This is a genomic window from Petrimonas sp. (assembly GCF_963921705.1).
Lineage (GTDB): Bacteria > Bacteroidota > Bacteroidia > Bacteroidales > Dysgonomonadaceae > Petrimonas > Petrimonas sulfuriphila.
Genome location: NZ_OY997410.1, coordinates 1,561,308 through 1,582,621 on the forward strand (window position 1 = coordinate 1,561,308; position 21,314 = coordinate 1,582,621).

The 21,314-nt window shown below is 44.6% G+C and carries 16 protein-coding genes and 2 pseudogenes; 9 read left to right on the plus strand and 9 right to left on the minus strand.

The window, feature by feature from the left end; all coding sequences use genetic code 11:
• The 6 genes and pseudogenes from AACM02_RS06540 (at nt 1) to AACM02_RS06565 (ending at nt 7,380) form a co-directional block, all read left to right on the plus strand.
• A complete protein-coding gene (locus AACM02_RS06540; RefSeq protein WP_332456318.1) occupies nt 1-1,002 on the plus strand; it encodes a DNA-directed RNA polymerase subunit alpha in 1,002 nt (333 codons plus the stop codon).
• Between the two features lie 5 nt (nt 1,003-1,007).
• Nucleotides 1,008-1,424 (plus strand): annotated as a pseudogene (rplQ, locus tag AACM02_RS06545) (50S ribosomal protein L17); the annotation flags it as partial.
• A 437-nt stretch (nt 1,425-1,861) separates the two neighbouring features.
• Nucleotides 1,862-3,100: an NAD(P)/FAD-dependent oxidoreductase gene (locus AACM02_RS06550; protein WP_339116433.1), complete on the plus strand. Its 1,239-nt coding sequence runs from the start codon at nt 1,862-1,864 to the stop codon at nt 3,098-3,100.
• A 157-nt stretch (nt 3,101-3,257) separates the two neighbouring features.
• Nucleotides 3,258-3,899: a DUF6448 family protein gene (locus AACM02_RS06555; RefSeq protein ID WP_332456316.1), complete on the plus strand. Its 642-nt coding sequence runs from the start codon at nt 3,258-3,260 to the stop codon at nt 3,897-3,899.
• A gap of 96 nt (nt 3,900-3,995) precedes the next feature.
• A pseudogene (locus tag AACM02_RS06560) lies at nt 3,996-6,500 on the plus strand (DUF5916 domain-containing protein).
• 103 nt (nt 6,501-6,603) lie between these two features.
• Nucleotides 6,604-7,380: a DUF5040 domain-containing protein gene (locus AACM02_RS06565; protein WP_339116434.1), complete on the plus strand. Its 777-nt coding sequence runs from the start codon at nt 6,604-6,606 to the stop codon at nt 7,378-7,380.
• A 1-nt stretch (nt 7,381) separates the two neighbouring features.
• On the opposite strand, the gene AACM02_RS06570 is transcribed toward AACM02_RS06565, so the two are convergent.
• On the minus strand, nt 7,382-8,614 hold the full coding sequence (locus AACM02_RS06570; RefSeq protein WP_339116435.1) for a PNGase F N-terminal domain-containing protein: 1,233 nt from the start codon (nt 8,612-8,614) through the stop codon (nt 7,382-7,384).
• Between the two features lie 36 nt (nt 8,615-8,650).
• Entirely contained in the window at nt 8,651-9,523 is an 873-nt protein-coding gene (locus AACM02_RS06575; RefSeq protein WP_214063195.1) for a PIG-L deacetylase family protein, read from the minus strand.
• A 74-nt stretch (nt 9,524-9,597) separates the two neighbouring features.
• On the opposite strand from AACM02_RS06575, the gene AACM02_RS06580 reads away from it, so the two are divergent.
• Both AACM02_RS06580 and AACM02_RS06585 read left to right on the plus strand, forming a co-directional pair.
• The gene (locus AACM02_RS06580; RefSeq protein WP_339116436.1) at nt 9,598-10,692 is read left to right on the plus strand and encodes a Nif3-like dinuclear metal center hexameric protein; all 1,095 of its coding nucleotides are present in this window, start codon (nt 9,598-9,600) and stop codon (nt 10,690-10,692) included.
• 167 nt (nt 10,693-10,859) lie between these two features.
• Nucleotides 10,860-11,627, plus strand: coding sequence for a zinc ribbon domain-containing protein (locus tag AACM02_RS06585; protein ID WP_332456311.1), 768 nt, complete (start codon nt 10,860-10,862; stop codon nt 11,625-11,627).
• A 49-nt stretch (nt 11,628-11,676) separates the two neighbouring features.
• Here the strand turns inward: AACM02_RS06585 and AACM02_RS06590 are convergent, their stop codons facing one another.
• From AACM02_RS06590 to metG, 4 genes are all read right to left on the minus strand, one after another.
• Nucleotides 11,677-11,973: a lipoprotein gene (locus tag AACM02_RS06590; protein ID WP_332456310.1), complete on the minus strand. Its 297-nt coding sequence runs from the start codon at nt 11,971-11,973 to the stop codon at nt 11,677-11,679.
• Complete coding sequence (locus AACM02_RS06595) at nt 11,970-14,486, minus strand: YfhO family protein (protein WP_339116437.1); 2,517 nt, start codon at nt 14,484-14,486, stop codon at nt 11,970-11,972. The genes AACM02_RS06590 and AACM02_RS06595 overlap by 4 nt, the downstream gene beginning before the upstream one ends.
• A gap of 134 nt (nt 14,487-14,620) precedes the next feature.
• The gene (locus AACM02_RS06600; protein ID WP_339116438.1) at nt 14,621-15,190 is read right to left on the minus strand and encodes a hypothetical protein; all 570 of its coding nucleotides are present in this window, start codon (nt 15,188-15,190) and stop codon (nt 14,621-14,623) included.
• Nucleotides 15,191-15,308: 118 nt separating this feature from the next.
• Nucleotides 15,309-17,351, minus strand: coding sequence for a methionine--tRNA ligase (gene metG / locus AACM02_RS06605; RefSeq protein ID WP_339116439.1), 2,043 nt, complete (start codon nt 17,349-17,351; stop codon nt 15,309-15,311).
• 172 nt (nt 17,352-17,523) lie between these two features.
• On the opposite strand from metG, the gene AACM02_RS06610 reads away from it, so the two are divergent.
• Nucleotides 17,524-18,312, plus strand: coding sequence for an SDR family oxidoreductase (locus AACM02_RS06610; RefSeq protein ID WP_332456307.1), 789 nt, complete (start codon nt 17,524-17,526; stop codon nt 18,310-18,312).
• Between the two features lie 32 nt (nt 18,313-18,344).
• Here the strand turns inward: AACM02_RS06610 and AACM02_RS06615 are convergent, their stop codons facing one another.
• Genes AACM02_RS06615 through AACM02_RS06625 form a run of 3 tightly spaced genes read right to left on the minus strand, consistent with a single transcriptional unit; the run spans nt 18,345 to nt 21,298 of the window.
• Nucleotides 18,345-19,466, minus strand: coding sequence for a Gfo/Idh/MocA family oxidoreductase (locus AACM02_RS06615; RefSeq protein WP_339116440.1), 1,122 nt, complete (start codon nt 19,464-19,466; stop codon nt 18,345-18,347).
• Nucleotides 19,467-19,482: 16 nt separating this feature from the next.
• Nucleotides 19,483-20,373, minus strand: coding sequence for a DUF72 domain-containing protein (locus AACM02_RS06620; protein ID WP_321716233.1), 891 nt, complete (start codon nt 20,371-20,373; stop codon nt 19,483-19,485).
• Between the two features lie 4 nt (nt 20,374-20,377).
• Complete coding sequence (locus AACM02_RS06625; protein ID WP_339116441.1) at nt 20,378-21,298, minus strand: transporter; 921 nt, start codon at nt 21,296-21,298, stop codon at nt 20,378-20,380.
• Between the last annotated feature and the right edge of the window lie 16 nt (nt 21,299-21,314).

Sequence of the window (21,314 nt, forward strand, 5' to 3'; positions counted from 1 at the left end):
ATGGCAATATTAGCATTCCAAAAACCCGATAAAGTAATCATGATCCAGGAGAATGCGTTCTCCGGGAAGTTCGAATTCCGTCCGCTGGAGCCCGGATACGGCATTACCATTGGTAACGCGTTGCGCCGTATTTTGCTTTCTTCTCTCGAAGGATATGCAATTACATCGGTAAAGTTTGACGGTGTTGAACATGAATTTGCTTCTATTCCGGGTATAATTGAAGATGTGACGACTATTATCCTGAATCTGAAAAAAATTAGGTTTAAAAGGATAGTAGAAGAATTTGATACGGAAAAAGTAAGTCTCAATGTATCGGGCACGAATGTGTTTAAAGCCGGAGATGTTGGCAAATTACTGACTGGTTTTGAAGTTCTGAATCCTGAACTTGAAATCTGTCATTTAGAGAAGAAAGCTGAATTACGGCTCGAACTGACCATCAACAAGGGACGTGGATATGTTCCAGCTGAGGAAAATCGTGCTATGTTGCCTTCTGAAGACGTGCAAACCATTGCTATCGACTCTATTTTCACGCCTATCAGAAATGTAAAATACGAAATAGAGAATTACCGTATCGAGCAAAAGACCGACTACGAAAAATTAATTATCGAAGTTACCACGGATGGGTCCATCCAACCGAAAGATGCGTTAAAGGAGGCTGCTAAAATCCTTATCCAGCATTTTGCGTTGTTCTCTGACGAAGCCAAGATGATGGTAGAAACCACCGGTACAGAGAATATCGAGGAATTCGACGAAGAAGTGTTGCACATGCGTCAATTGCTGAAACGCAAATTGTCTGACCTGAATCTTTCGGTTCGTGCGCTCAACTGCCTGAAAGCGGCTGAAGTGGAAACCCTGGGTCATCTGGTGATGCACAACAAAAACGATTTGTTGAAGTTCAGAAACTTCGGAAAAAAATCGCTTACTGAGCTGGAGGAGTTACTTGATAATTTAAGCCTGTCGTTCGGTATGGATATCTCGAAATATAAATTAGATAAAGATTAACGATAATGAGACACAATAAGAAAAATAATCATTTAGGACGTAAAGCTGCACATCGCGATGCCATGTTATCGAACATGGCAACATCGCTCATCATGCACAAACGTATTTTCACTACTGTGCCTAAAGCCAAGGAATTAAGAAAGTTTGTAGAACCTATCATCACCAAATCAAAAGAGGACACCACCAGTTCGCGAAGAGTAGTTTTCAGTATTTTGCAAAATAAATTTGCAGTTACCGAACTTTTTCAGTATATTTCGCAAAAAGTAGCTGATCGTCCCGGAGGGTATACCCGCATCATCAAAACAGGCTATCGCTTGGGAGATAATGCAGCAATGTGCTTCATCGAGTTGGTTGACTACAACGAAAACATGTTGGGTGAAGGCGGAGTCAAGAAAGCAAAAACGCGCCGTTCACGTAGAAAAGCTACGGGTGCCGCCGCTCCAGTTGCTGCTGCAGATTCTAAAGCCAAGGACTCGAAAGTGAAAAAAGAAGAAGCAAAAGCTGAAGAAGTTAAGGCTGAAGAAACCGTTGAACTAAAAGATACAAAAGAAGTGAATGCTTCAGAAGTTCCTGTGACAGAAAAAGTTGATACACAGGACAAAACGCAAATCGCTGAGGGAGCATCTGCCGAAGGTGAAGGACTAAAAGACTGAACCAAGATGTAACCACAGCGAAGCTGTGATTTTTAAAATGTTAAACATTAAGAAAGCGCCGCGAGTGATTCGTAGCGCTTTCTGCTTTTTAGATATTTGTCAAGCTGTCCGACCCTTTGAAAACATTCTGCCGTTTCAGACGTTTTATGATTAAAATGAATGCGCATGATCTATTAAAACTTGATTTATCAACTAATTTTTGAACAATGAAAAAGGTCGTAGTTATTGGTTGTGGTTTTGGGGGATTACAGTTTGTACGGCATTTGAAAAAAAACAGATTTGATATTCTTGTCATAGATAAAATAAATCATCACCAATTTCCTCCTCTGTTTTATCAGGTAGCTGCTTCGCAAATAGAACCGTCAACCGTTTCATTCCCCATTCGTAAAATATTTCAGAACAGAAAAGATGTCCGGATCCGCCTTGCAAAAGTATATTCCCTTAACGCCGGAGAGAAAACGATAGACACTTCTATCGGTATATTTTCATACGATTATCTGGTTATTGCCACCGGGTCGCGGACTAACTTCTACGGGAACCGCCAGGTAGAAGAATATGCATTGGGATTAAAATCTACTTACCAGGCCATTAATGTACGAAACTTTATCCTGATGAATTTTGAAAAACTCCTTTACGAAACTGATAAGGAAGGCTTGTACAACATCGTTATTGTGGGTGCAGGCGCCACAGGTGTTGAGATGGCCGGCGCATTTGTCGAGATGAAGCGCGAAGTACTTCCGAAAGACTATCCCCATATCGATTCGTCTAAGGTCAGTGTGTATCTCCTGGAAGGAGGGTCGAACACGCTGTCCACCATGAGTCGATTTGCACAAGACTATTCCGAAAAATACCTGCGTGATATGGGTGTGATTGTAAAAACCAACGTGATTGTAACCAATTACGACGGAAATGAAATCACACTCAACAATGGCGAAACCATTCGTTCCAAAAGCGTTATCTGGTCAGCCGGTATCACCGGTAATGCACTTGATGGTATTCCTCCACAATCCATAGTGAGAGGCGGAAGAATTAAAGTCGACCGGATAAACCGGGTGGAGGGACTCAACGATGTTTTTGCTATCGGAGACGTGGCTTATATGGAAACCTCCAACTATCCCAAGGGGCATCCCCAGGTGGCAAATGTTGCCATAGGGCACGGCAAAAACTTGGCAAAAAACCTTCAGTACATCCATTTAAGGAAGACTAATCTCCGTCCTTATGAATACCGTAACCTTGGAACTATGGCAACTGTTAGCAGAAACAAGGCTGTAGTAGACCTGCCCTTTGCTAAATTTAAAGGACGGTTCGCGTGGCTTGTCTGGATGTTCCTTCACCTGATGCTTATACTTAGTGTGCGCAACAAACTCATTGTTTTTATCAATTGGGCGTGGAATTATGTTACTCGAAATAACTCGCTTCGGCTTATCCTGAAGGATCAGGATTGATTTGACCGTTTGAAAACGCTTGGTATGATTCAACCGGAAAACCATTTTTTTGCCGGAAATAGGTCCTAAATTACAAAGTAGGTCGCACAGAGGGAGAGAGATGTATACTTTTGTTTTCAGAAAATTTTATTATTAACTTTTTTAAAATGAATTTAAAATGAAAACAAAAGAATTAAATGTTGAAGTAGTAGATGTGAAAAATGTACCTGCTCGTAGAAACTCTTTCAAAAGTGTGTTGCCTGGGTTGTTTATTTCCGTACTGCTGTTTTTTGCATCAACACCTCTCTTTGCTCATTGTGACTCGTACGACGGCCCTGTGATTAAGGATGCGGTTAAAGCGCTTGAAACAAACAACGTGAATTTGGTCTTCAAATGGATTACCCGGGAACAGGAAGCTGAAATATCCGGTTTGTTCAATAAGGTCTACGGTTTGAAATCGGGTGACCGGGAAATTTACGCCATCCTTGAAAAGCATTTTTTCGAAACGCTTGTGAGGTTGCATCGGGAAACGGAAGGCGCACCCTATACCGGGTTAAAACCGGCAGGAACTACCAAACAAATAATTGTGTTGAGTGATAAAGCCATCGAGAACAACGATATTCACAAATTACTTGTCCAATTGAACAACCATATCGGAAGTGTGATCAGGGAGAAATACCACAAGGTGGAAACACTCAACAAGGGGAAAAACAATTCCGCCGAAGAAGGACGTGCTTACGTGGAGGCTTACGTTGATTACACGCATTCGGTTGAAGCGCTTCACGACATTTTGGAAAACGGTAGCGGCCATAATCATTGAGACGGAGGAGAGAAAGGTTGAAGGGGTAAAAACGTCACAAAATTTGTAACGGAAAAGGCCTTTGTTACGTCTTATGGATATACCCAACAAAATATGATGAAAATTTACTACACACTGTTGTTTTTCTTGTTTTCGTTATTGGCTTTTTCCCAAACAAGAACCTACACTACTTCACGCACGCAGCAAGTACCGGATATAGACGGTCAACTGACAGACGACTGCTGGCTGAATGCCGTCTGGGGAAGTGATTTTGTGCAGTTTGAACCCCATTCCGGTGCCCAACCTTCTCAACAAACTCAATTTGCTATTGTCTACGATGACGATAATTTATACATAGCTATAAAGGCACTCGACGCCGAACCCGGTAAGATTGTCCGCCGTGTTTCTAGACGTGACGATGCTGATGGTGATGCGGTTGCCATTGCCATAGACAGTTACGAAGATAAGATGACGGCTTTTGCGTTTCTGGTTACCGCCGCAGGAAGTAAAACCGACTGGAGGCTAACGGAGGAGAACGACGAGGACTACAGTTGGGACCCGATTTGGGAAGTGAGAACTTCCCTGCAACCCGACGGATGGTATGCCGAAATACGTATACCCTATTCTCAGCTTCGTTTCGGAAAGAACAATCAATACCGTTGGGGCCTGGAGGTGATGCGGCACGTTTATCGCCACCAGGAGCGTTCGTTCTGGCAGCCTATCGACAAAGCTTCGGCCAAATTTATAGGTAATTTCGGCGTTCTGGATGGTATTCGTAACATTAATCCCAAAAAAGACATCGAGATTGTTCCTTTTGCCCTTTCTCAGCTTACCCTTTCGGAAAAGGAAAAAGGAAATCCGTTTGCTACGGGAACCCGTACAAAAGCGTCAGTGGGAGTGGACGGTAAGGTCAGTATTACCCACGACATTACACTGAATTTCACGGTAAATCCCGATTTCGGGCAAGTGGAAGCCGACCCGTCGGTGGTGAACCTAACCAATTTCGAAACGTATTTTGATGAAAAACGGCCTTTCTTTGTGGAAGGGAGTAATATTTACCATTACCCGTTCGATTTGACCAACAACGAACGGAATAAGCTTTTTTATTCTCGTCGGTTGGGAAGAGAGCCACACCTTAGTTACACTAAAAAAGAGGGCGAATATGTGCGTGAACCCGGGTGAACAAACATCCTTGGCGCGGTAAAAGTTTCTGGAAAAACACGTGAAGGAACCTCCATCGGAATACTGAATGCGGTGACGCAGAAAATGTACAGTGAAATAGATCATAGTGGAGAACGGTCGAAATATGCCGTGGAGCCGATGTCAAATTATTTCGTGGGCCGGCTGGAACAGGATCTTGATAGCGGAAACCTTATTATAGGTGGGATATTTACAGCCACTAACCGTAAGATAGATGAAGATCAATTCAGAACGCTGCCTGGTTCAGCGTACACCACAGGACTGAATTTAACCAGATATTGGAAAGAGAAATCCTATTTTATAACGGCCAGGGCATTCTTCAGCCACTTGCGTGGATCTCAGGAAGCGATGATTCAATTACAGAAATCGTCGGCAAGGTATTACCAACGGCCCGATGCAAAGCATTTGGAACTTGATGGAGAACGTACATCGCTGAGCGGTTTTGGCGGATCGGTCAGTGGAGGTAAAGCTTCGGGGCACTTTAATCTTTTGGGATTCAGTAGTTGGAGCTCCCCCGGACTGGAATTTAACGATGTTGGTTTTAAACCCAATGCCGATATGTTTCTGAACGGGATATGGGCAGCATGGAACGAATGGCGCCCGAAAGGCATCGTGAACGAATATCAGTTTAATGGTTCCTGGTATAACGTGAGGGATTTTTCCGGAACTTCGCTGGAGTGGGGAAACGAAGCATTCGGGTACATTCAGTTTACCAATTATTACGACATTGCCGGAGGGTTGAATATTAATTATCCGGGATTATCCAATTCAATGCTGAGGGGCGGACCTGCACTCAAAACGCCCGGAGTAATTAATTCGTGGTTTTCCGTTGAATCGGACAGCCGAAAGAAGTTAAGCCTAGAATACGAAATGAACTTTTCTCATGGCTTCGAGCATTCAAGGCGTTCCATTTCTTATGGATTAGACATTACCTACAAACCCAATAACCGGCTTTCGCTTTCACTTTATCCACAGTACGTCAAAGCTACCGGGCATCAACAGTATGTGCGTACGGTGACGGGAGACAGTCCTGCATATATCCTGTCGTCCATCGACCAAAATATCGCATCTATGTCGGTTCGGGTAAATTACGGCATTACTCCCGATATGTCACTGCAGTGGTATGCGCTTCCCTATCTGTTTTCGGGAGATTATTACGGTTTTAAAACTGTAACTCATCCGCGGGCAGATAGATTTAGCGATCGATTCACAGCTATGGATACCTTCCCTATGATAATCCCGATTTTTATTTTCTTCAATTCCGCTCTAACCTGGTTTACCGGTGGGAGTACAAACCCGGGTCTGTACTCTACCTGGTATGGTCGCAAGGAAGAACGGTGCAGGGGAATGAGGGTGTGTTCCGTTTTAGGGATTACCTGGGCGATTTATTTGAGGCTGCTCCTCAAAACGATTTTCTGGTGAAAGTTTCGTACGCGTGGATTTTTTAACCCGGTAAATGCTGTCTGTACAATTAATGTTTGCGGATTTTTAGTAAGTTTGCACTTCCAACAAAATCAAACTTACAATGAAACGAATCCCTGTTTTTACAGTTTTACTTGCTTTGTGTATTCTTACTCTATCTGCTCAAGATAACGCAAGCAAAAAGAGTTATACTTTTTTATTGACTGGAGCTTCCTTTGCGTCGCCCAACAACGGTTGGTTCGAAATCGGTTGTGAACTGTCGGATGCCAACCCGCTTAACAGAGCCATTGGCGGTGAAGCTATTGCCGATGCTGCCAACCGGATTATTGACGGAACATTATACACCATCGAAGAACTGGAACATATTGATGCTCTTGTGATTATGCAGGTTCACGACAGGGATGTCTTCGACGAATCGCAGCTAAAGCCTAACTACACCGAGTACTCGGTGCCTTTCGACCGGAGCAATTACGCCGCTGCGTTCGACTACGTCATCAAACGGTACCTTGCCGATTGTTACAACCTGAAGTTTGACAGGAAATCGAAATATTTCAACAGCCGGAGTGGAAAACCTGCTGTCGTTGTGCTTTGCACCGATTGGCACGACGGAAGGGTAACCTACAACACTTCCGTGAGAAAACTGGCCGAAAAATGGGGATTTCCGGTAGTGGAGTTCGATAAATTCATCGGGTTCTCCAGGAATGCTCTTCATCCGGTTACGGGAGAACAAATAAGCCGTTTGTTTGCGGGTGATAAACAAGAAATTGACGGTGAAATTTTTGGATGGCATCCCGAAAACGGGAAAGAGCAATACATTCAACAACGGATGGGAGCCGTTTTTGCCGACACCATGCGAAAGATTTTCCCTGTGAAACCATAACCTATTCTTCCCACACCAAATATGCCGAAACAAGCCAGTGGTTCAACTTGTTTTCCTCAATGGGCCTTGCTTCGGGGATGCTTATGGTCAGACTGTGACTACCTGCGGACAGATTGGGCAGTTCGACCTCTATGGGGGAAACATCACTACCTGGACACCAGTTGCTTCGTGATAAATCGGATGAAGCGAGCGGCTCTTCGATTTCTTTTTCGGCACGTTTACCTTCGTTGCTAATATAAGCCATTGTCCTTTTTTGCAGCCATACACCGGATGTGGGATTGAAACGTCGAAACGAAGCACAATCCGTTCGCCAGGGCAGAAAATTCAACACCTCCGAGCCATCAATCTTCAGTATATTTCGCTGCGGACGGAACTCATCTCCGCCGGAATGACCGCCGTGTCCGGTAGCAATATATTTTAGGCGGATATTTTTTGCTTTTTCTGGAATGATAAACGGGACCTCCACATCCCTTCGTGAGAAAATATCGGGATGCCGCTGTCCGACGTAATAATTGGTATTTATCAACGGCTCAACATGCAGATGCGGTTTTTTGTCACCGCGCAAATTACTTTCGGTAAAGGAGAGTTGAACGTCAATGCGGTAACCTTCTTTTGTCCAGGTGTCAATATAAACGCCTATATAGGCTTCGTCTTCGAGCAGGGGCAGCAAATCCGATATTTCCTGTTTCCATATAACGTTTTCCGCCCATCCATCCACATAAACCGGGCGTCGTTTGACCGATACCGGATCGTCATTCCGGCTGAAGTGTCCCACTCCGAAAGGTGTCATGAATCGCATCAATTCTACAGTCGGCAAATAATCTTTTCCTTGTACAATCCCGATCAAAGATTCATGTTTCACCGTGTCTTGCTGCGGATAGGCGGCCGAATTGCGGGCGATATCGATCATTGTGATTTTTGAAGATTTTGGAATCACAAAGCAAGACCCCGATTTGTCCCAGGGATCACCATTTGAAACGAGCGTAACGGCAATTTCGACTTCGGTATAATTTTTGAATTGGGGAACGCGAACTTTTTTCAGTACAATACGTCCGTTTCCCAAATAGATCAGTCCCTCTTTTTCTACCAGACCGTCGGGATAGTCCGCCGGATTAAAAAAAATGGGTGTCTGTTGAAAAACAGGCAGGTGAACAGTTTTTTTTGTCCTGTTCAACGCATAAAAAGCCAGCGGAAAAAGTAACAGGAGCACAACAATAGTCAATAGTTTTCTCATAAATAGATGGTTTTCGTGTTGTCTGTTTTTGAAGTTTTATTTACCAATCATGGGAAATAATTCCCTGATTTCGGATTCGTTGGGTTGTCTTCCGTATTCGCATATTTCAAAGGCTTCGGCATCGGTAATCTTGTCTGCTTTTTCCTTTCCGTACCATTTCTCAAGAGCCTCTTTCACCGCGGGAATTATCGTTCTTCTTCTGCCGGATTTCAACCACTCGATCCGTTCTTTTTCTTTTTTAGGAACGTTTTGTTCTTGCGAAACGGTCCACGGCAACCACTCGAAATATTGGGATTCGTGTGCCGCCATTGCGTAAATTTTCCGGTCCAGGACGTCAGAAATATCGATGGCAATATCCGGAATAAACGGATAAGGCTTTTGAAACCGGTCTTGTGCATAAAGGAAAACGGGATTTCTTTTCAAGGGAGGAGTATCGGATGCCACGTTAGGAACAATCACCATGTAGGCTGCATCTTGCAACAACAGGGCCGTGTTCCGGTGATCGGGATGATAATCGTACGGGCGGGGGCCGATTACTATGTCGGCCTCCCATTCACGAATCAGCCGGATTACCTGGTGACGCACTTCGAGGGTGGGGAGCAACTCGCCGTCGTGATTATCGAGAACCCTGTATGTCACTCCCAATCGCTTTCCGGCTTCCTGTGCTTCGCCTCTGCGAATTTTTGCCAACGCTCCTCCGCCCTTTGATTGATGTCCGGCGTCTCCGTTCGTGAGCGATACAAACAATACGTTGTGCCCGAGTTCTGCAAATTTTATAGCTGTTCCGCCGGCCGTTCCGTCGGGGTCATCAGGGTGCGCGCCAATTACGATGACATTTATTTTTTTATCCTGACTCAGCACAAGGCTGAAAGGGAGAAACAGGAAAAAGGCAATGATGAGGTACTTCATAATAAGCTAATTTGTTTGTTTATCACAAAAATACGAAAATTGAAGTATATTTGCAGATAAAACAGGTATTTGTTATGCGAATAAAAGAAATAGTGCAAACGATAGAAAATCTGGCTCCCGTTCCGTTACAGGAAGATTTTGATAACAGCGGGCTTCAGGTCGGCGATATAAATCGGGAAGCCACAGCAGCCTTGCTGAGCCTCGATGTGACGGAGAGTGTGATTGACGAAGCTGTTTCGCTGGGATGCAACCTGATTATTTCGCATCATCCGCTAGCCTTTAAGCCGTTTAAATCGTTGACGGGACGGACCTATATAGAGCGATGCATGATTAAGGCTATCAAACACGACATAGTGATTTATGCCGCGCACACCAACCTCGATAACGCTTCTCAGGGAGTGAACTTCAAACTGGCAGAAATGCTAGGGTTGCAGCAACTCCGGATTTTGAGCCCTAAAAAAGACTCCTTGCTGAAACTGGTTACCTTTGTTCCTGAATCGCACGCCGAGTATGTCCGGAACGCTTTATTCAATGCCGGTGCCGGAAATATTGGCAATTATGATTCGTGCAGTTTCAATTTACACGGCGAAGGTACTTTCCGGGCAAACGAGTTGGCAAACCCTTTTGTGGGAAATACGGGGAAATTCCATTTCGAAAAAGAAGTAAGGATCGAAACCGTTTTACCCAGATTCAAGCAGGCAGACGTGTTACGAGCCTTGCTGTCAGTCCACCCCTATGAAGAGCCTGCTTATGATTTTTATCCGCTCAAAAATGACTGGGCACAAGTTGGGAGCGGGGTAGTGGGTGTATTACCCGAACCTATCCCGGAGCAAGAGTTTTTGTATCTGTTGAAAGATGTATTCAATTTGCCAACTATCCGTCACACCAAATTGCAGAACCGGGAAATTCATGACGTGGCTTTGTGTGGAGGTGCCGGCGCGTTCCTTGTTCCCGAAGCCATTGCATACGGTGCCGATGCATTTATTACAGGGGAAGCCAGGTATAACGATTTTTACGACGTGGACAGTCATCTATTGCTCGCAGTTGTAGGACATTACGAATCAGAAATTTGCACAAAAGAAATCTTTTTCGATGTAATTTCGAAAAAATTTCCTACCTTTGTCGTACATAAATCGGCGTTCGATTCGAATCCCGTGAGATACCTGTAAAAGAAAGCGGTCAGACATTGTTCCCGCAGTTGCAGGTAATGTAGTGATGAAACGATAATCCTCGTTTGGTTACTGCATTTTTTTATAAAAGACATTAGACGCCGGACTGTCTAATATCTGAAATCTCTAAGCAAGGCGGTCTGAAATCTAAAATAAATAATATAATTATGGCAACAAGAAAAAAGAGTACCGTAGAAGATATTGCAGTAGACGAAAAACTGAAATCGTTGTATAAGTTGCAATCCTATCTTTCGGAAATTGACAAAATCAAAACACTTAGGGGTGAACTTCCTCTCGAAGTAGCAGACCTTGACGACGAAATCGCTGGGTTAGGAACACGTATCAATAAGTTTGAACTCGATTTGAAAGAACTGAGTGATATGACCAAGCAGGAAAAGTTCAAAATCGAAACCAGCAAAGCAAAAATTGAGAAGTACAATAAGCAGCTCGAGAATGTTCGCAACAGCAAGGAGTTCGACCATTTATCGAAAGAGGTGGAGTTTGAAACGCTTGAGATTGAATTGGCCGAAAAGCATATCCGCGAAAATACGCAGTCTGAAAAACTGATTAAAGAACAGATCACTGCAGCGCAGGAACAACTGAAAGAAAAGAATTTCGATCTGGAAGCCAAAAAGAAGGAACTCGATGACATCGTTTCGGAAACCAAAGCTCAGGAAGAAAAGATCCGGGAAAAAGCGAAAAAGACCGAAACAACTATTGAGCCCCGCTTGCTTACCGCATTTAAGCGAATTCGTAAGAATGCGCGCAACGGCTTGGGAATAGTACCTATTCAGCGCGGTGCCTGCGGCGGTTGCTTCAATAAAATTCCGCCTCAGAAACAAATGGATATTAAGATGGGGAAGAAGATTATTGTGTGCGAATATTGCGGACGGATTATGATTGACCCCGAATTAGCCGGAGTTACGACGGAATAAATCTATACAAAACAGGGTTTGCAGATTTGAAAACCCTGTTTTGTCTTTCTTATTTTTCTACTTTCGGCAAAAGATCACGATACCATTCTTTTAATCTGTTATCCTCGAATACAAACATGTAAAATTCTTCGTCTTTATAAAAATCCCTATAAGACAGAATTTCCATTTGCTTCCCGGCTTCAATCCGTTTTTCGGCGATAGTGTATCCATTCCCTAAAATGTGGGTGACCTCTTCTTTCGACATACCCAGCTCAAGCCGGTTCATTTTGGAACTTGTCATTTCTACAACGCTTCCGCATGCGGAAAGCATCAGGACAATAAAGAGGTAAAAGATTGATTTTTTCATTGTTTTTGTCTTCGTTTGTTTTGTTTTATTTCGCTAAATACAATCCATACTGCCGTAAGCAACATCACAACTAACGCCGCAAATGCAACTGCGTCCGTAACCTTTATGCTGGCTGGCTCAAAACGGAATTCCACTTTGTGTGTTCCCGCGGAAATGGGCAAGGCTCGCAACGTATAATTAGCGCGTAGCATCTGGGCCGGTTGTCCGTCAATGGTAATTTCCCATCCCCTGGGGTAGTAAATTTCCGAAAAGACAGCCAATTCGTCTTTCTTCGCATCTACCGTGTAGGTAATAAAATTTGAATCGTAATCGGCCAACGTGATGGTGGATGCCGAATCGGCTGTCGATACGTTGAATCCCTGCAAGACAGACTCGAATTTTTTGTCGGCTACGGCTTGCCTGCTTAAATCGATCGCCGCTAACGCATCGATCTCTTCATCTGCGTTGTTTACGAACTGGATGTTATCAACAAACCAGGCATTCCCCATAGCGTAAGGATTCTCTACCGGAACGGTTCCGCCTTGAGCTGGCATAATGATCCATTTGGCGTTGAGCATATTCAATACCTTGTACCCGTCGGCATTTACGGAGTCCATAGTGCCCTGCGTACGGATGATATCTTGTTGCAACACTCCCATCTCCTTGATCAGGTGTATATCGATCAGGTCCTGGTATCGGCGTAGTTTTGCGGCATGGTAACCGCCAATGGTTTTGTGATAATAGGGCGTAACTCCGTCGTCGAATGTGCTGGTTGCCATATTCAGAACCCGATAATATTTGGTGGTGTCTTGCAAAATGTGCAGGTCGGTTGGTGTTTGTGCGAACATCTGTTGCTCATTTGATTTAGGGGTGAAGTCGTTGTCGTTGAGGTATCTTTTGTTTACCGTCCACATGTCGGCTAGACAAAGAAGTAGTATCCCGGTCACCATCCATTGGGCTTTTAATTTGCCGGACACAAAAGCGATCAGCATCAAGACCCCTCCTAGAATGATGTAAAAACTACGCCAGGCATCTGCTCTGAAGATGGATATGCGCATCTCCGTGAGGTTTCCGATAACCGTCTGAACATGTTCTGTGGGCAACGATTGCAGTTGCTGCATTTCGAAGTTGGAAATATAAGAGGGGAAAAATAATTCAGGCAACAACCAAAAGAGAAGAGCCATTCCACCCGTGAGAGCCCAGCTTATCCCTACATATTTCATGTTTTTTTTAAGGATTTCCGGCTTTTGGACAATTTCTTTTACCGCAAGGGTTGCAAGCAGGGGAATACAAAATTCAGCCACTACCAGGATTGAAGAAACCGTCCGGAACTTGTTGTACATGGGAATATAGTCGATAAAGAAATCGGTAAGTGGCATAAAATTTTTCCCCCACGAGAGCAGTATGGAAAAAAGGGTTCCTGCCAGTAGCGCCCATTTTACGGGTCCTTTCACGATAAAAAGGCCGAGAATAAACAGCATCAAAACAAAAGCCCCCACGTAAACCGGCCCCGCCGTCCACGGTTGTTCACCCCAGTATTGTGCGATTTGTTTATACAGCTCGCGGTATTCAGGGCGTGCTTTCTCCATCGCTTTGAGGTTTTCCGACATCCGGGCAGAAGAAGATCCGCCTTTGGTGTTTGGAACGAGGAGTGTCCAGGTTTCATCTACTCCGTAGCTCCATCCTGTTATGTAATCACGCTCCAGTCCGTTATTCGATTTGTTCTCTGCTCCGTGGTGCGAGAGTTCTGATTTCCCGCGCATCGTTTCTTTGGAGTATTCATACGTGTGGTACAAGTTGGAGGAATTTGCCAGTACACCAATCATCCCTGCGATGACAACTACGGCGGTTGATTTCAAAAAACCGGTGAGTTTTTTTTCCCGAACAGCTTGTACAAAAAAGGCTGCTACCATGAAAAACATCAGGAAGAAGAAGTAATAACTCATCTGAATATGGTTCGCCGAAATCTGGAATGCCACGAAAATCATGATCAACAATGCCCCCGCCAGGTATTTTTTTCGGTACACGTATACCAATCCCGCAATGGTGGGTGGGATATATGCCAGTGTAATAAACTTCCAGATGTGACCGGCGGCGATAAGTATAAAAAAATAGGAGGAGAATGCCCACACAATGGCTCCCAGTGCACTGACCAATGGTGATGCCCGGAATGCCCGCATAAGGATGTAGAACCCCAGCAGCATGATAAAAACAAGGTAAACGTAATTGGGCAAAAACAGGGCATAGGCTTTTTTCGCCAAGTCCTGCGGTTTGCTCGAATCGTAAGTGGGACTCATCTGGTACGATGGCATCCCTCCGAACATCGAGAGGTTCCAGCGCGTACGTTCACCGTCGTGGCGTTTCATGAAGTCCCGTTGCTCCTGCCCTTGTCCGATAGCGGCAAGGGAATCCCCCTGTGTAATTACCCGGCCGTCCATTACGGCCGGTGCAAAATAGATGAATGAGATAAGGATAAATGAAATGATAACGATTAAATCGGGTAAAAATTTTTTAAGTCGGCTGGAATTTTTCATCGTTCTGTTGCTTTGTAATCGTATTTATTGAGCAAATTTACAGAATAAACTCGAAAGCATTTCAATTCACAACAAATAAAAATAGCGAAGCCGGGTTTGCTTCGCTATTTTTGGCACCTGTCTGGTGTAAATTATCAGAATCGTTTCCCGATGGAAATTCCCAAACGGGGATATGCCTCTGCACCATAATCGTTTTTAAGAAAATTTCGGCCTCCTCCCAAATAAATTTCTCCCACCCAGTTATTCCTGGTAAGGTATTTCCAGCCAATGGCCAATCCTAGTCCGGCTCCCATTTCTGAATCTTGACCATCTGCCCCGGCTCCGTTTAAAACGGAACCGGTGTCCATTAACTGGGAGTACATCGACCCGTTCGCTTCGATAAAGAATCCGGCTGCAAGTTTCTGCATCGATTCCCTGTTGCCTCCGAAAAACCAGCGGAAATACGGCGTAAACGCGAATTGATACGGATTTCGGTCTGTATCCAAACTTGCCAATAAAGATGCACCTACACTGATGTCCGTATTTAAAACCCGTTCGTACGAAATTTCAGGTGACGATGCGAAAATAGTAAATGGCAGGTTGACTTTCAGTTCATTCAACGGCATGTCTTTGGAGATTTTCCACCCCATGATCCGATGTGTTTTTTGCGCAAAGGCAGGTATGCCCATGACAAAAATAGCGAAAAAAACAATAAATTTTTTCATAATTGGCAAGTTTTTAATTCTATAATGTTTATCCCATATAGTTGTAGATGGAAAAAACAGAAAAACGTTACCGTTTTGATGTTAATAAACCTGAAAATAAAAATAAAATTGAAAGCATTCAGCTGATCTGGCTTCCCGGCTTCACTTCTCCCGATGGTTCAATCAACGATAACGAACCGTCGGCGTTTTCGGCCGAAAGGATCATCCCTTCAGACATAATGCCACGCAATTTCCTCGGTTCCAGGTTGGCAATAAAACAAACCTGTTTCCCGACCAGTTGGTCGGGATGGGGGTAGTATGCCGCAATTCCCGATAAAATGGTGCGCTTGCTGAGACCATCGTCAAGCAGGAATCTCAGCAATTTATCGGCCTTAGGCACTTTTTCACATTCCAGAACGGTTCCTATGCGGATATCCAGCTTGTCGAAATCATCGTAAATGATGTTGTCTTTGACGGGTTTAGCCCGGTACGCTTCCTGTTCGTTTGCAGCCTTGGTTGCGTGAAGTTTTTCCACTTGCTTTTCAATGGTTTCATCTTCAATTTTCTCAAAAAGGAGTTCTGCTTTTCCCAATTCGTGCCCTTCAGGAAGTAGGTCAAAACTCCCTAACTTTTCCCAATCGAATTTCTTGGCATGTATAAACGCGTAGATCTTCTTTGTCGAAAAAGGCAGGAAGGGTTCGCATACGATGGCCAGATTGGCAACGATCTGTAGCGATAGGTTCAGGATAGTGGCCGTGCGTGCGCTGTCAGTTTTTGCCGTTTTCCACGGTTCGGTATCTGCCAGGTATTTGTTTCCGATGCGTGCCAGGTTCATCGCTTCTTTTTGTGCTTCGCGGAAGTGGTAGCTCTCGAGATTATATTCTACAGCTTGTTTCACTTGCTGGCATTCGACGATGGTTTCGCGGTCGTAGCTCGTAAGCTCTCCAGAGGCCGGGACGCGATTGTCGAAATATTTCTGTGTGAGTACCAATGCACGGTTAATGAAATTGCCCAGAACAGCGACCAGCTCGTTGTTGTTGCGTGCCTGAAAATCTTTCCACGTAAAATCGTTGTCTTTGGTTTCGGGTGCGTTTGCAGTGAGCGCGTAACGCAACACATCCTGTTTGCCCGGAAATTCTTCGAGGTATTCGTGCAACCATACCGCCCAGTTGCGTGATGTGGATATTTTGTCGTTTTCGAGGTTCAAAAATTCGTTTGCCGGAACATTTTCGGGCAAGATGTAGGAACCTTCGGCCTTGAGCATCGCCGGAAAGACAATGCAATGGAATACGATGTTGTCTTTCCCGATGAAATGGATCAGCTTGGTGTTTTCGTCTTTCCACCATTTTTCCCAGTCGTCGGGCAGCAGCTCTTTCGTATTGGAAATATAACCGATGGGTGCATCAAACCATACGTAAAGCACTTTTCCCTCGGCATCTTTCAACGGAACGGGTATTCCCCAATCCAGGTCGCGGCTTACGGCCCGCGGCTGCAAGCCCAGGTCGAGCCACGATTTGCATTGTCCGTATACGTTTGATTTCCACTCTTTATGCTCCGTCAAAATCCATTCACGCAGCCACGCTTCGTGTTCATTGAGCGGTAAATACCAGTGTTTGGTTGTTCGCATGACGGGTATGCTTCCGCTTAAAGCGGATTTAGGGTTAATTAAATCGGTCGGGCTAAGCGAGGTGCCGCACTGTTCACATTGGTCGCCGTAGGCGCGTTGGTTGCTGCAGTGAGGACAAGCTCCGGTGATGTAGCGGTCGGCAAGGAATTGTCCGGCTTCTTCGTCGTAATATTGTTCGCTTTCAATTTCCTGAAATCCACCGTTTTCATAGATTTTCAGAAACATGTCGGATGCTGTTTTTTTGTGAACATCGGAGGTGGTACGCGAATAAATATCGAATGAAATTCCAAACTCTTCAAACGATTTTTTGATAAGCTCGTGGTACCGATCCACTATATCCTGAGGCGTAACACCTTCTTTCCGGGCACGAATGGTAATGGGAATTCCGTGTTCATCCGAGCCACCCACAAAAAGGGTTTCTTCTCCTTTCAGGCGTAAATACCTGGCGTAGATATCTGCCGGGACATAAACTCCCGCTAAGTGTCCGATGTGAACCGGCCCGTTTGCATATGGCAATGCCGATGTGATCAGTGTGCGTTTAAATTGTTTTGACATAAAATAGAGTTGTGTGTTCCCTGTTCCGGATTCCATGTTTACAGACCGATAATACCGAAAAGGGAATCGTTTTTTTGAAGTGCAAAGATACGAAAAATAGCTGTTTTTTGATTATCGTCTTTGAAATATAAAACAAGAACGTTGGTTTAGCGTTATTAAAGAAAAAAAGTATATGGATCTGAATATAACAGGTAAAGTGGCCATTATCGGTGGAAGCAGCAAAGGGCTGGGAAAGGCGTGTGCGGTAGCATTAGCAAAAGAAGGTGTGAACATTGTATTGTGTGCCCGCCGTAAAGAAACCTTGCAGAGAACCAAAAGCGAAATAGAGTTGCTGGGAGTTGAGGTGTTGGCTTTGTCGGTTGATATGGCTTCTGCTGAGGATAATCAGCGGATTATCGATGAAACCATTCGGAAATTTGGCAGAATCGATATTTTGGTCAACAACTCCGGTGGCCCGAAGCCGGGAACCTTTCGGGAGGTTACTTCAGATGATTTGGATGACGCATACCGTTCGGTGCTGAAATACAACATCCGGATGATTCAGGGTTGCCTCCCTTTCATGGAAAGGAACGGGTGGGGCAGAATCGTGAACATCACTTCCATCACTGTGAAGGAGCCCGCTCCTAACATGGTGTTGTCGAATATTTTCCGCTCATCGGTAGTGAGTTTTGCCAAAACGATCAGTAAAGAGCTTGTCTCAAAGGGTATAACCATCAATAACGTTTCTCCCGGTTATTTCAAGACCGACAGGGTTATGCAACTGATGAAAGTCCGCTCCGAAGCGGAAGGGATTTCCACAAATGAGTATGAACAGAGAGCTATCCTGGACTTTCCACACAAACGCTATATGGATCCGGAGGAACTGGGCAATTTGGTTTGTTATCTGTGTTCGGAACAGGCCAGGTCGATCAACGGAACAACCATTCAGGTAGACGGTGGTATGTTGAATGGGTTGTTGTGAGGGCAAAAAGTGAGAATAAGAGATTTTTAGGTTTATTTGAAATATTCTTTCCACATAATTGTTTTCCCACTTTCAGCAGATTTTTTCGCCAGTTCCAGAATTTTTACCACTACCTCATTGTTAGGCAGGGCTGAAAGATCATACGGTTGAGGGTTAATATCTCCGCGGACGACACGGGCAAAATAAGAAAAAGCGTCGTTTCTGTCTTCCTTTAATGCTGGAGCGGCTTTGTCTGTGGCTTTGTTTTCTTTGGATTTAAGTACAGTCATGTTTTCGGCATCTCTACAGAAAACATATCCCGATTGTCCGTAAATCTTCATCTCTTTCCGGTTGTAAGGCCAGTTCCATGATGCCTGGATAATCACTTGATTATACGGATACTGTACGATGATGCTGGCCTCATCATCCACGTTTGGGTAAACCTGTGGTTTATTGGTGTGCGTCACGGCCGTAACAGAAACGGGCGTTTCGCCTTTCATAAGCCAAGTGGAAAGGTTGGCTCCGTAACAGCCAAAATCGTTGAGCGCTCCGGCACCATTTAGTACAGGATCGGTAAGCCAGGCGAGGAACTCTTTGCTGCAGCCAATCTCTACTGGTCCCTGATGTCCGGTATGAAATTCAATTTTGAGGATTTCCCCGATTTGTTCTTCCTCGTTCACAACTTTATATGCTTCGGTGTTGCTTCCGTACCAGGTTGTTTCATAGTTGGTAAGTATTTGTATATTATTTTTTTTGGCGAGTTTGGCCATTTTATCGGCATGTGCCACACTCACGGCGAGTGGTTTTTCAACCATAACGTGAATACCTCTCGGGGCGCATTTCTCGACTACTTCCAGGTGCCCGAAAATATCGTTGTAAGCCATTACTGCTTCGGGTTTTGTGCTGCGGAGCATTTCATCGATACTCGAATAGACTATTTTTTTGTCGAAACCGTACCTTTTCGCTAATCTTTCCACCAGTCCGCTGTCCGGTTCCGCGATACCAACGATAACAATATCGCCTTTCTCTTTTCTCCCCAGGAGCCCGTGAATGTGATCGTGTGACAAGCCCGCGATACCAATTCTTACTGGTTTTTGCTGTGCTGGCGTGACAACAGGTAGTGTGCTTATACTTAATGCGAGTATAAGCTTTGCAATGGATTTAATCATGATCATTGAATATCTGTTTTTTTTAAAATAATTTCCCCTGTTCTCCTGCCATTTGGGGAACATGTAAGTGGAGGTTAAGCCTTTCGTTCAGTTTTTCTGTCAGGTACGCAGAAAAAAGAGGCGAAGACACTTCTACATTTTGATGGACGAAGAAGTAAAGATGTTGTAATCCTTCCTTGCGCCACTTTTCAATACGGTCAACCCAGTCGTCGATACGCTTGCGGTCAATTTCATCGACATTGCAACCCACGAAACGGATAAAGGCCGTGGGAGTAGTCAACCTCATATGCAGCATGTCGCGCCGGCCGGCAGTATCTACAATGATATTGGTGGTCTTATGCTCTTCCAGAAAATCGCAAAAACCGTTCCAGGTTACCTTATCGGAAAACCATTCCAGACCGCGCACTTCCACCGCCAGTGGGATCACTTTCGGGAAATTTTCAACGAAAACCTTCAATTTTTTCAACTCTTTGATGCCGAAATTTTCGTGCAGTTGCAGAAAACACATTCCGAGCTTTTCTTCAAAGTGTGAAATGGCATCGCAATAGATGGCCGTTAATTCGTCTACATTGTCCAACCGGCGCATGTGGCTGATGGATTGCGTCACTTTCGGAAAAAACTTGAATCCGTCCGGAGTTTTGTTTTTCCATTTCACCACCTGTTCTGCTTTCGGCATATTATAAAATATGGAGTTCATCTCAATGGAGTTAAACTGTCTTGAATAGTAGGCCAGTTCGTCTTTTGTGCCTTTTGGGTAAAAACCTTTCAGGTCAGTTTTGTTCCATTTCGCACAACCAATATACGCTTCGACCCCGCTTTCCGGTACGTTTTTAAAAACGCCCCGGGTTGCTTTGTCATCGGCGGGAATTCTAAAATCTATGCCCGTCGGGTCCTCTACTTTTCCGTATTTCATGTTGTCAATCGTTATCGGTATATCTTACAAAAGCAATTCTGCTGCCATCGGGTGACCAGCTATGCACATTGATCGTTCCCTGCCCGCCGTAAAAAACGGGAGTCAGGTCGCGGATACTTTTTGATTCTGTGTCCAGTAAACGAAGCTTTACGTTCTTGCCAAACGGATGCCCCCCTTTCTGGTCTTCGATATAGGCAATATAAGCGATGCTTTTATTGTCGGGTCCGGGATGCGGGAACCAGTTGTCGTACTCATCGAAAGTGAGTTGGGTTTGGTTACTTCCGTCGGGGCGCATCCGGTAGATATGCATTCGTCCGGTGCGGTGGCTGTTGAAATAGATCCATCGGCCGTCGTAGCTGTATTCCGGGCCGTCGTCTAGTCCATCCGTGTCTGTCAACCTGATTTCTTTATCGGTGATAACGTGGGTTTTGTAAACATCCCATTGGCCGTTTCGCATGGCACAATAGGTAATCCACTGATTGTCGGGGCTGATTCCGTGCCAGTAACTCGGATAATTCGCGGTGACTAATCGGGGAATACCGCCGGATACGGGAAGGATAAAGATACGGGAACTTCCTCCCGGCGAGGTGAATCTTGAATCGTTATGGCTTATAATGAGCCATTTCCCGTCGTAAGAAAGTCCATGATCGTTGTTACACCGGTCGGCAAATCCGGTATCGATAATGCCAAGCTTTTCACCTTTAACCGATACTTTTTCTAATTTTCCATCGGAGTTGATGATCAGAAATTTCCCATCACGCGACCAGTTGGGTGCTTCAAAATGGCGTTTTTCACGCAGGATAACTTTCTCCTTTCCGGTTTTTACGTTGAGTAAGACCAATTCGCTCTCCAGGTTCTTTAAAACCTGTGAATGTACTGAAAATGAGCAGATCGTGCACAGAAAAAGCAAATAAAAATATTTCATTGATTTTAATTTGTGC

Excerpts from the sequence above, each read along its gene's own strand:
- AACM02_RS06540 (WP_332456318.1), top strand. The coding sequence starts at position 1 with ATGGCAATATTAGCATTCCAAAAACCCGATAAAGTAATCATGATCCAG.
- AACM02_RS06550 (WP_339116433.1), top strand. The coding sequence starts at position 1,862 with ATGAAAAAGGTCGTAGTTATTGGTTGTGGTTTTGGGGGATTACAGTTT.
- AACM02_RS06555 (WP_332456316.1), top strand. The coding sequence starts at position 3,258 with ATGAAAACAAAAGAATTAAATGTTGAAGTAGTAGATGTGAAAAATGTA.
- AACM02_RS06565 (WP_339116434.1), top strand. The coding sequence starts at position 6,604 with ATGAAACGAATCCCTGTTTTTACAGTTTTACTTGCTTTGTGTATTCTT.
- AACM02_RS06570 (WP_339116435.1), bottom strand. The coding sequence starts at position 8,614 with ATGAGAAAACTATTGACTATTGTTGTGCTCCTGTTACTTTTTCCGCTG.
- AACM02_RS06575 (WP_214063195.1), bottom strand. The coding sequence starts at position 9,523 with ATGAAGTACCTCATCATTGCCTTTTTCCTGTTTCTCCCTTTCAGCCTT.
- AACM02_RS06580 (WP_339116436.1), top strand. The coding sequence starts at position 9,598 with ATGCGAATAAAAGAAATAGTGCAAACGATAGAAAATCTGGCTCCCGTT.
- AACM02_RS06585 (WP_332456311.1), top strand. The coding sequence starts at position 10,860 with ATGGCAACAAGAAAAAAGAGTACCGTAGAAGATATTGCAGTAGACGAA.
- AACM02_RS06590 (WP_332456310.1), bottom strand. The coding sequence starts at position 11,973 with ATGAAAAAATCAATCTTTTACCTCTTTATTGTCCTGATGCTTTCCGCA.
- AACM02_RS06595 (WP_339116437.1), bottom strand. The coding sequence starts at position 14,486 with ATGAAAAATTCCAGCCGACTTAAAAAATTTTTACCCGATTTAATCGTT.
- AACM02_RS06600 (WP_339116438.1), bottom strand. The coding sequence starts at position 15,190 with ATGAAAAAATTTATTGTTTTTTTCGCTATTTTTGTCATGGGCATACCT.
- metG (WP_339116439.1), bottom strand. The coding sequence starts at position 17,351 with ATGTCAAAACAATTTAAACGCACACTGATCACATCGGCATTGCCATAT.
- AACM02_RS06610 (WP_332456307.1), top strand. The coding sequence starts at position 17,524 with ATGGATCTGAATATAACAGGTAAAGTGGCCATTATCGGTGGAAGCAGC.
- AACM02_RS06615 (WP_339116440.1), bottom strand. The coding sequence starts at position 19,466 with ATGATCATGATTAAATCCATTGCAAAGCTTATACTCGCATTAAGTATA.
- AACM02_RS06620 (WP_321716233.1), bottom strand. The coding sequence starts at position 20,373 with ATGAAATACGGAAAAGTAGAGGACCCGACGGGCATAGATTTTAGAATT.
- AACM02_RS06625 (WP_339116441.1), bottom strand. The coding sequence starts at position 21,298 with ATGAAATATTTTTATTTGCTTTTTCTGTGCACGATCTGCTCATTTTCA.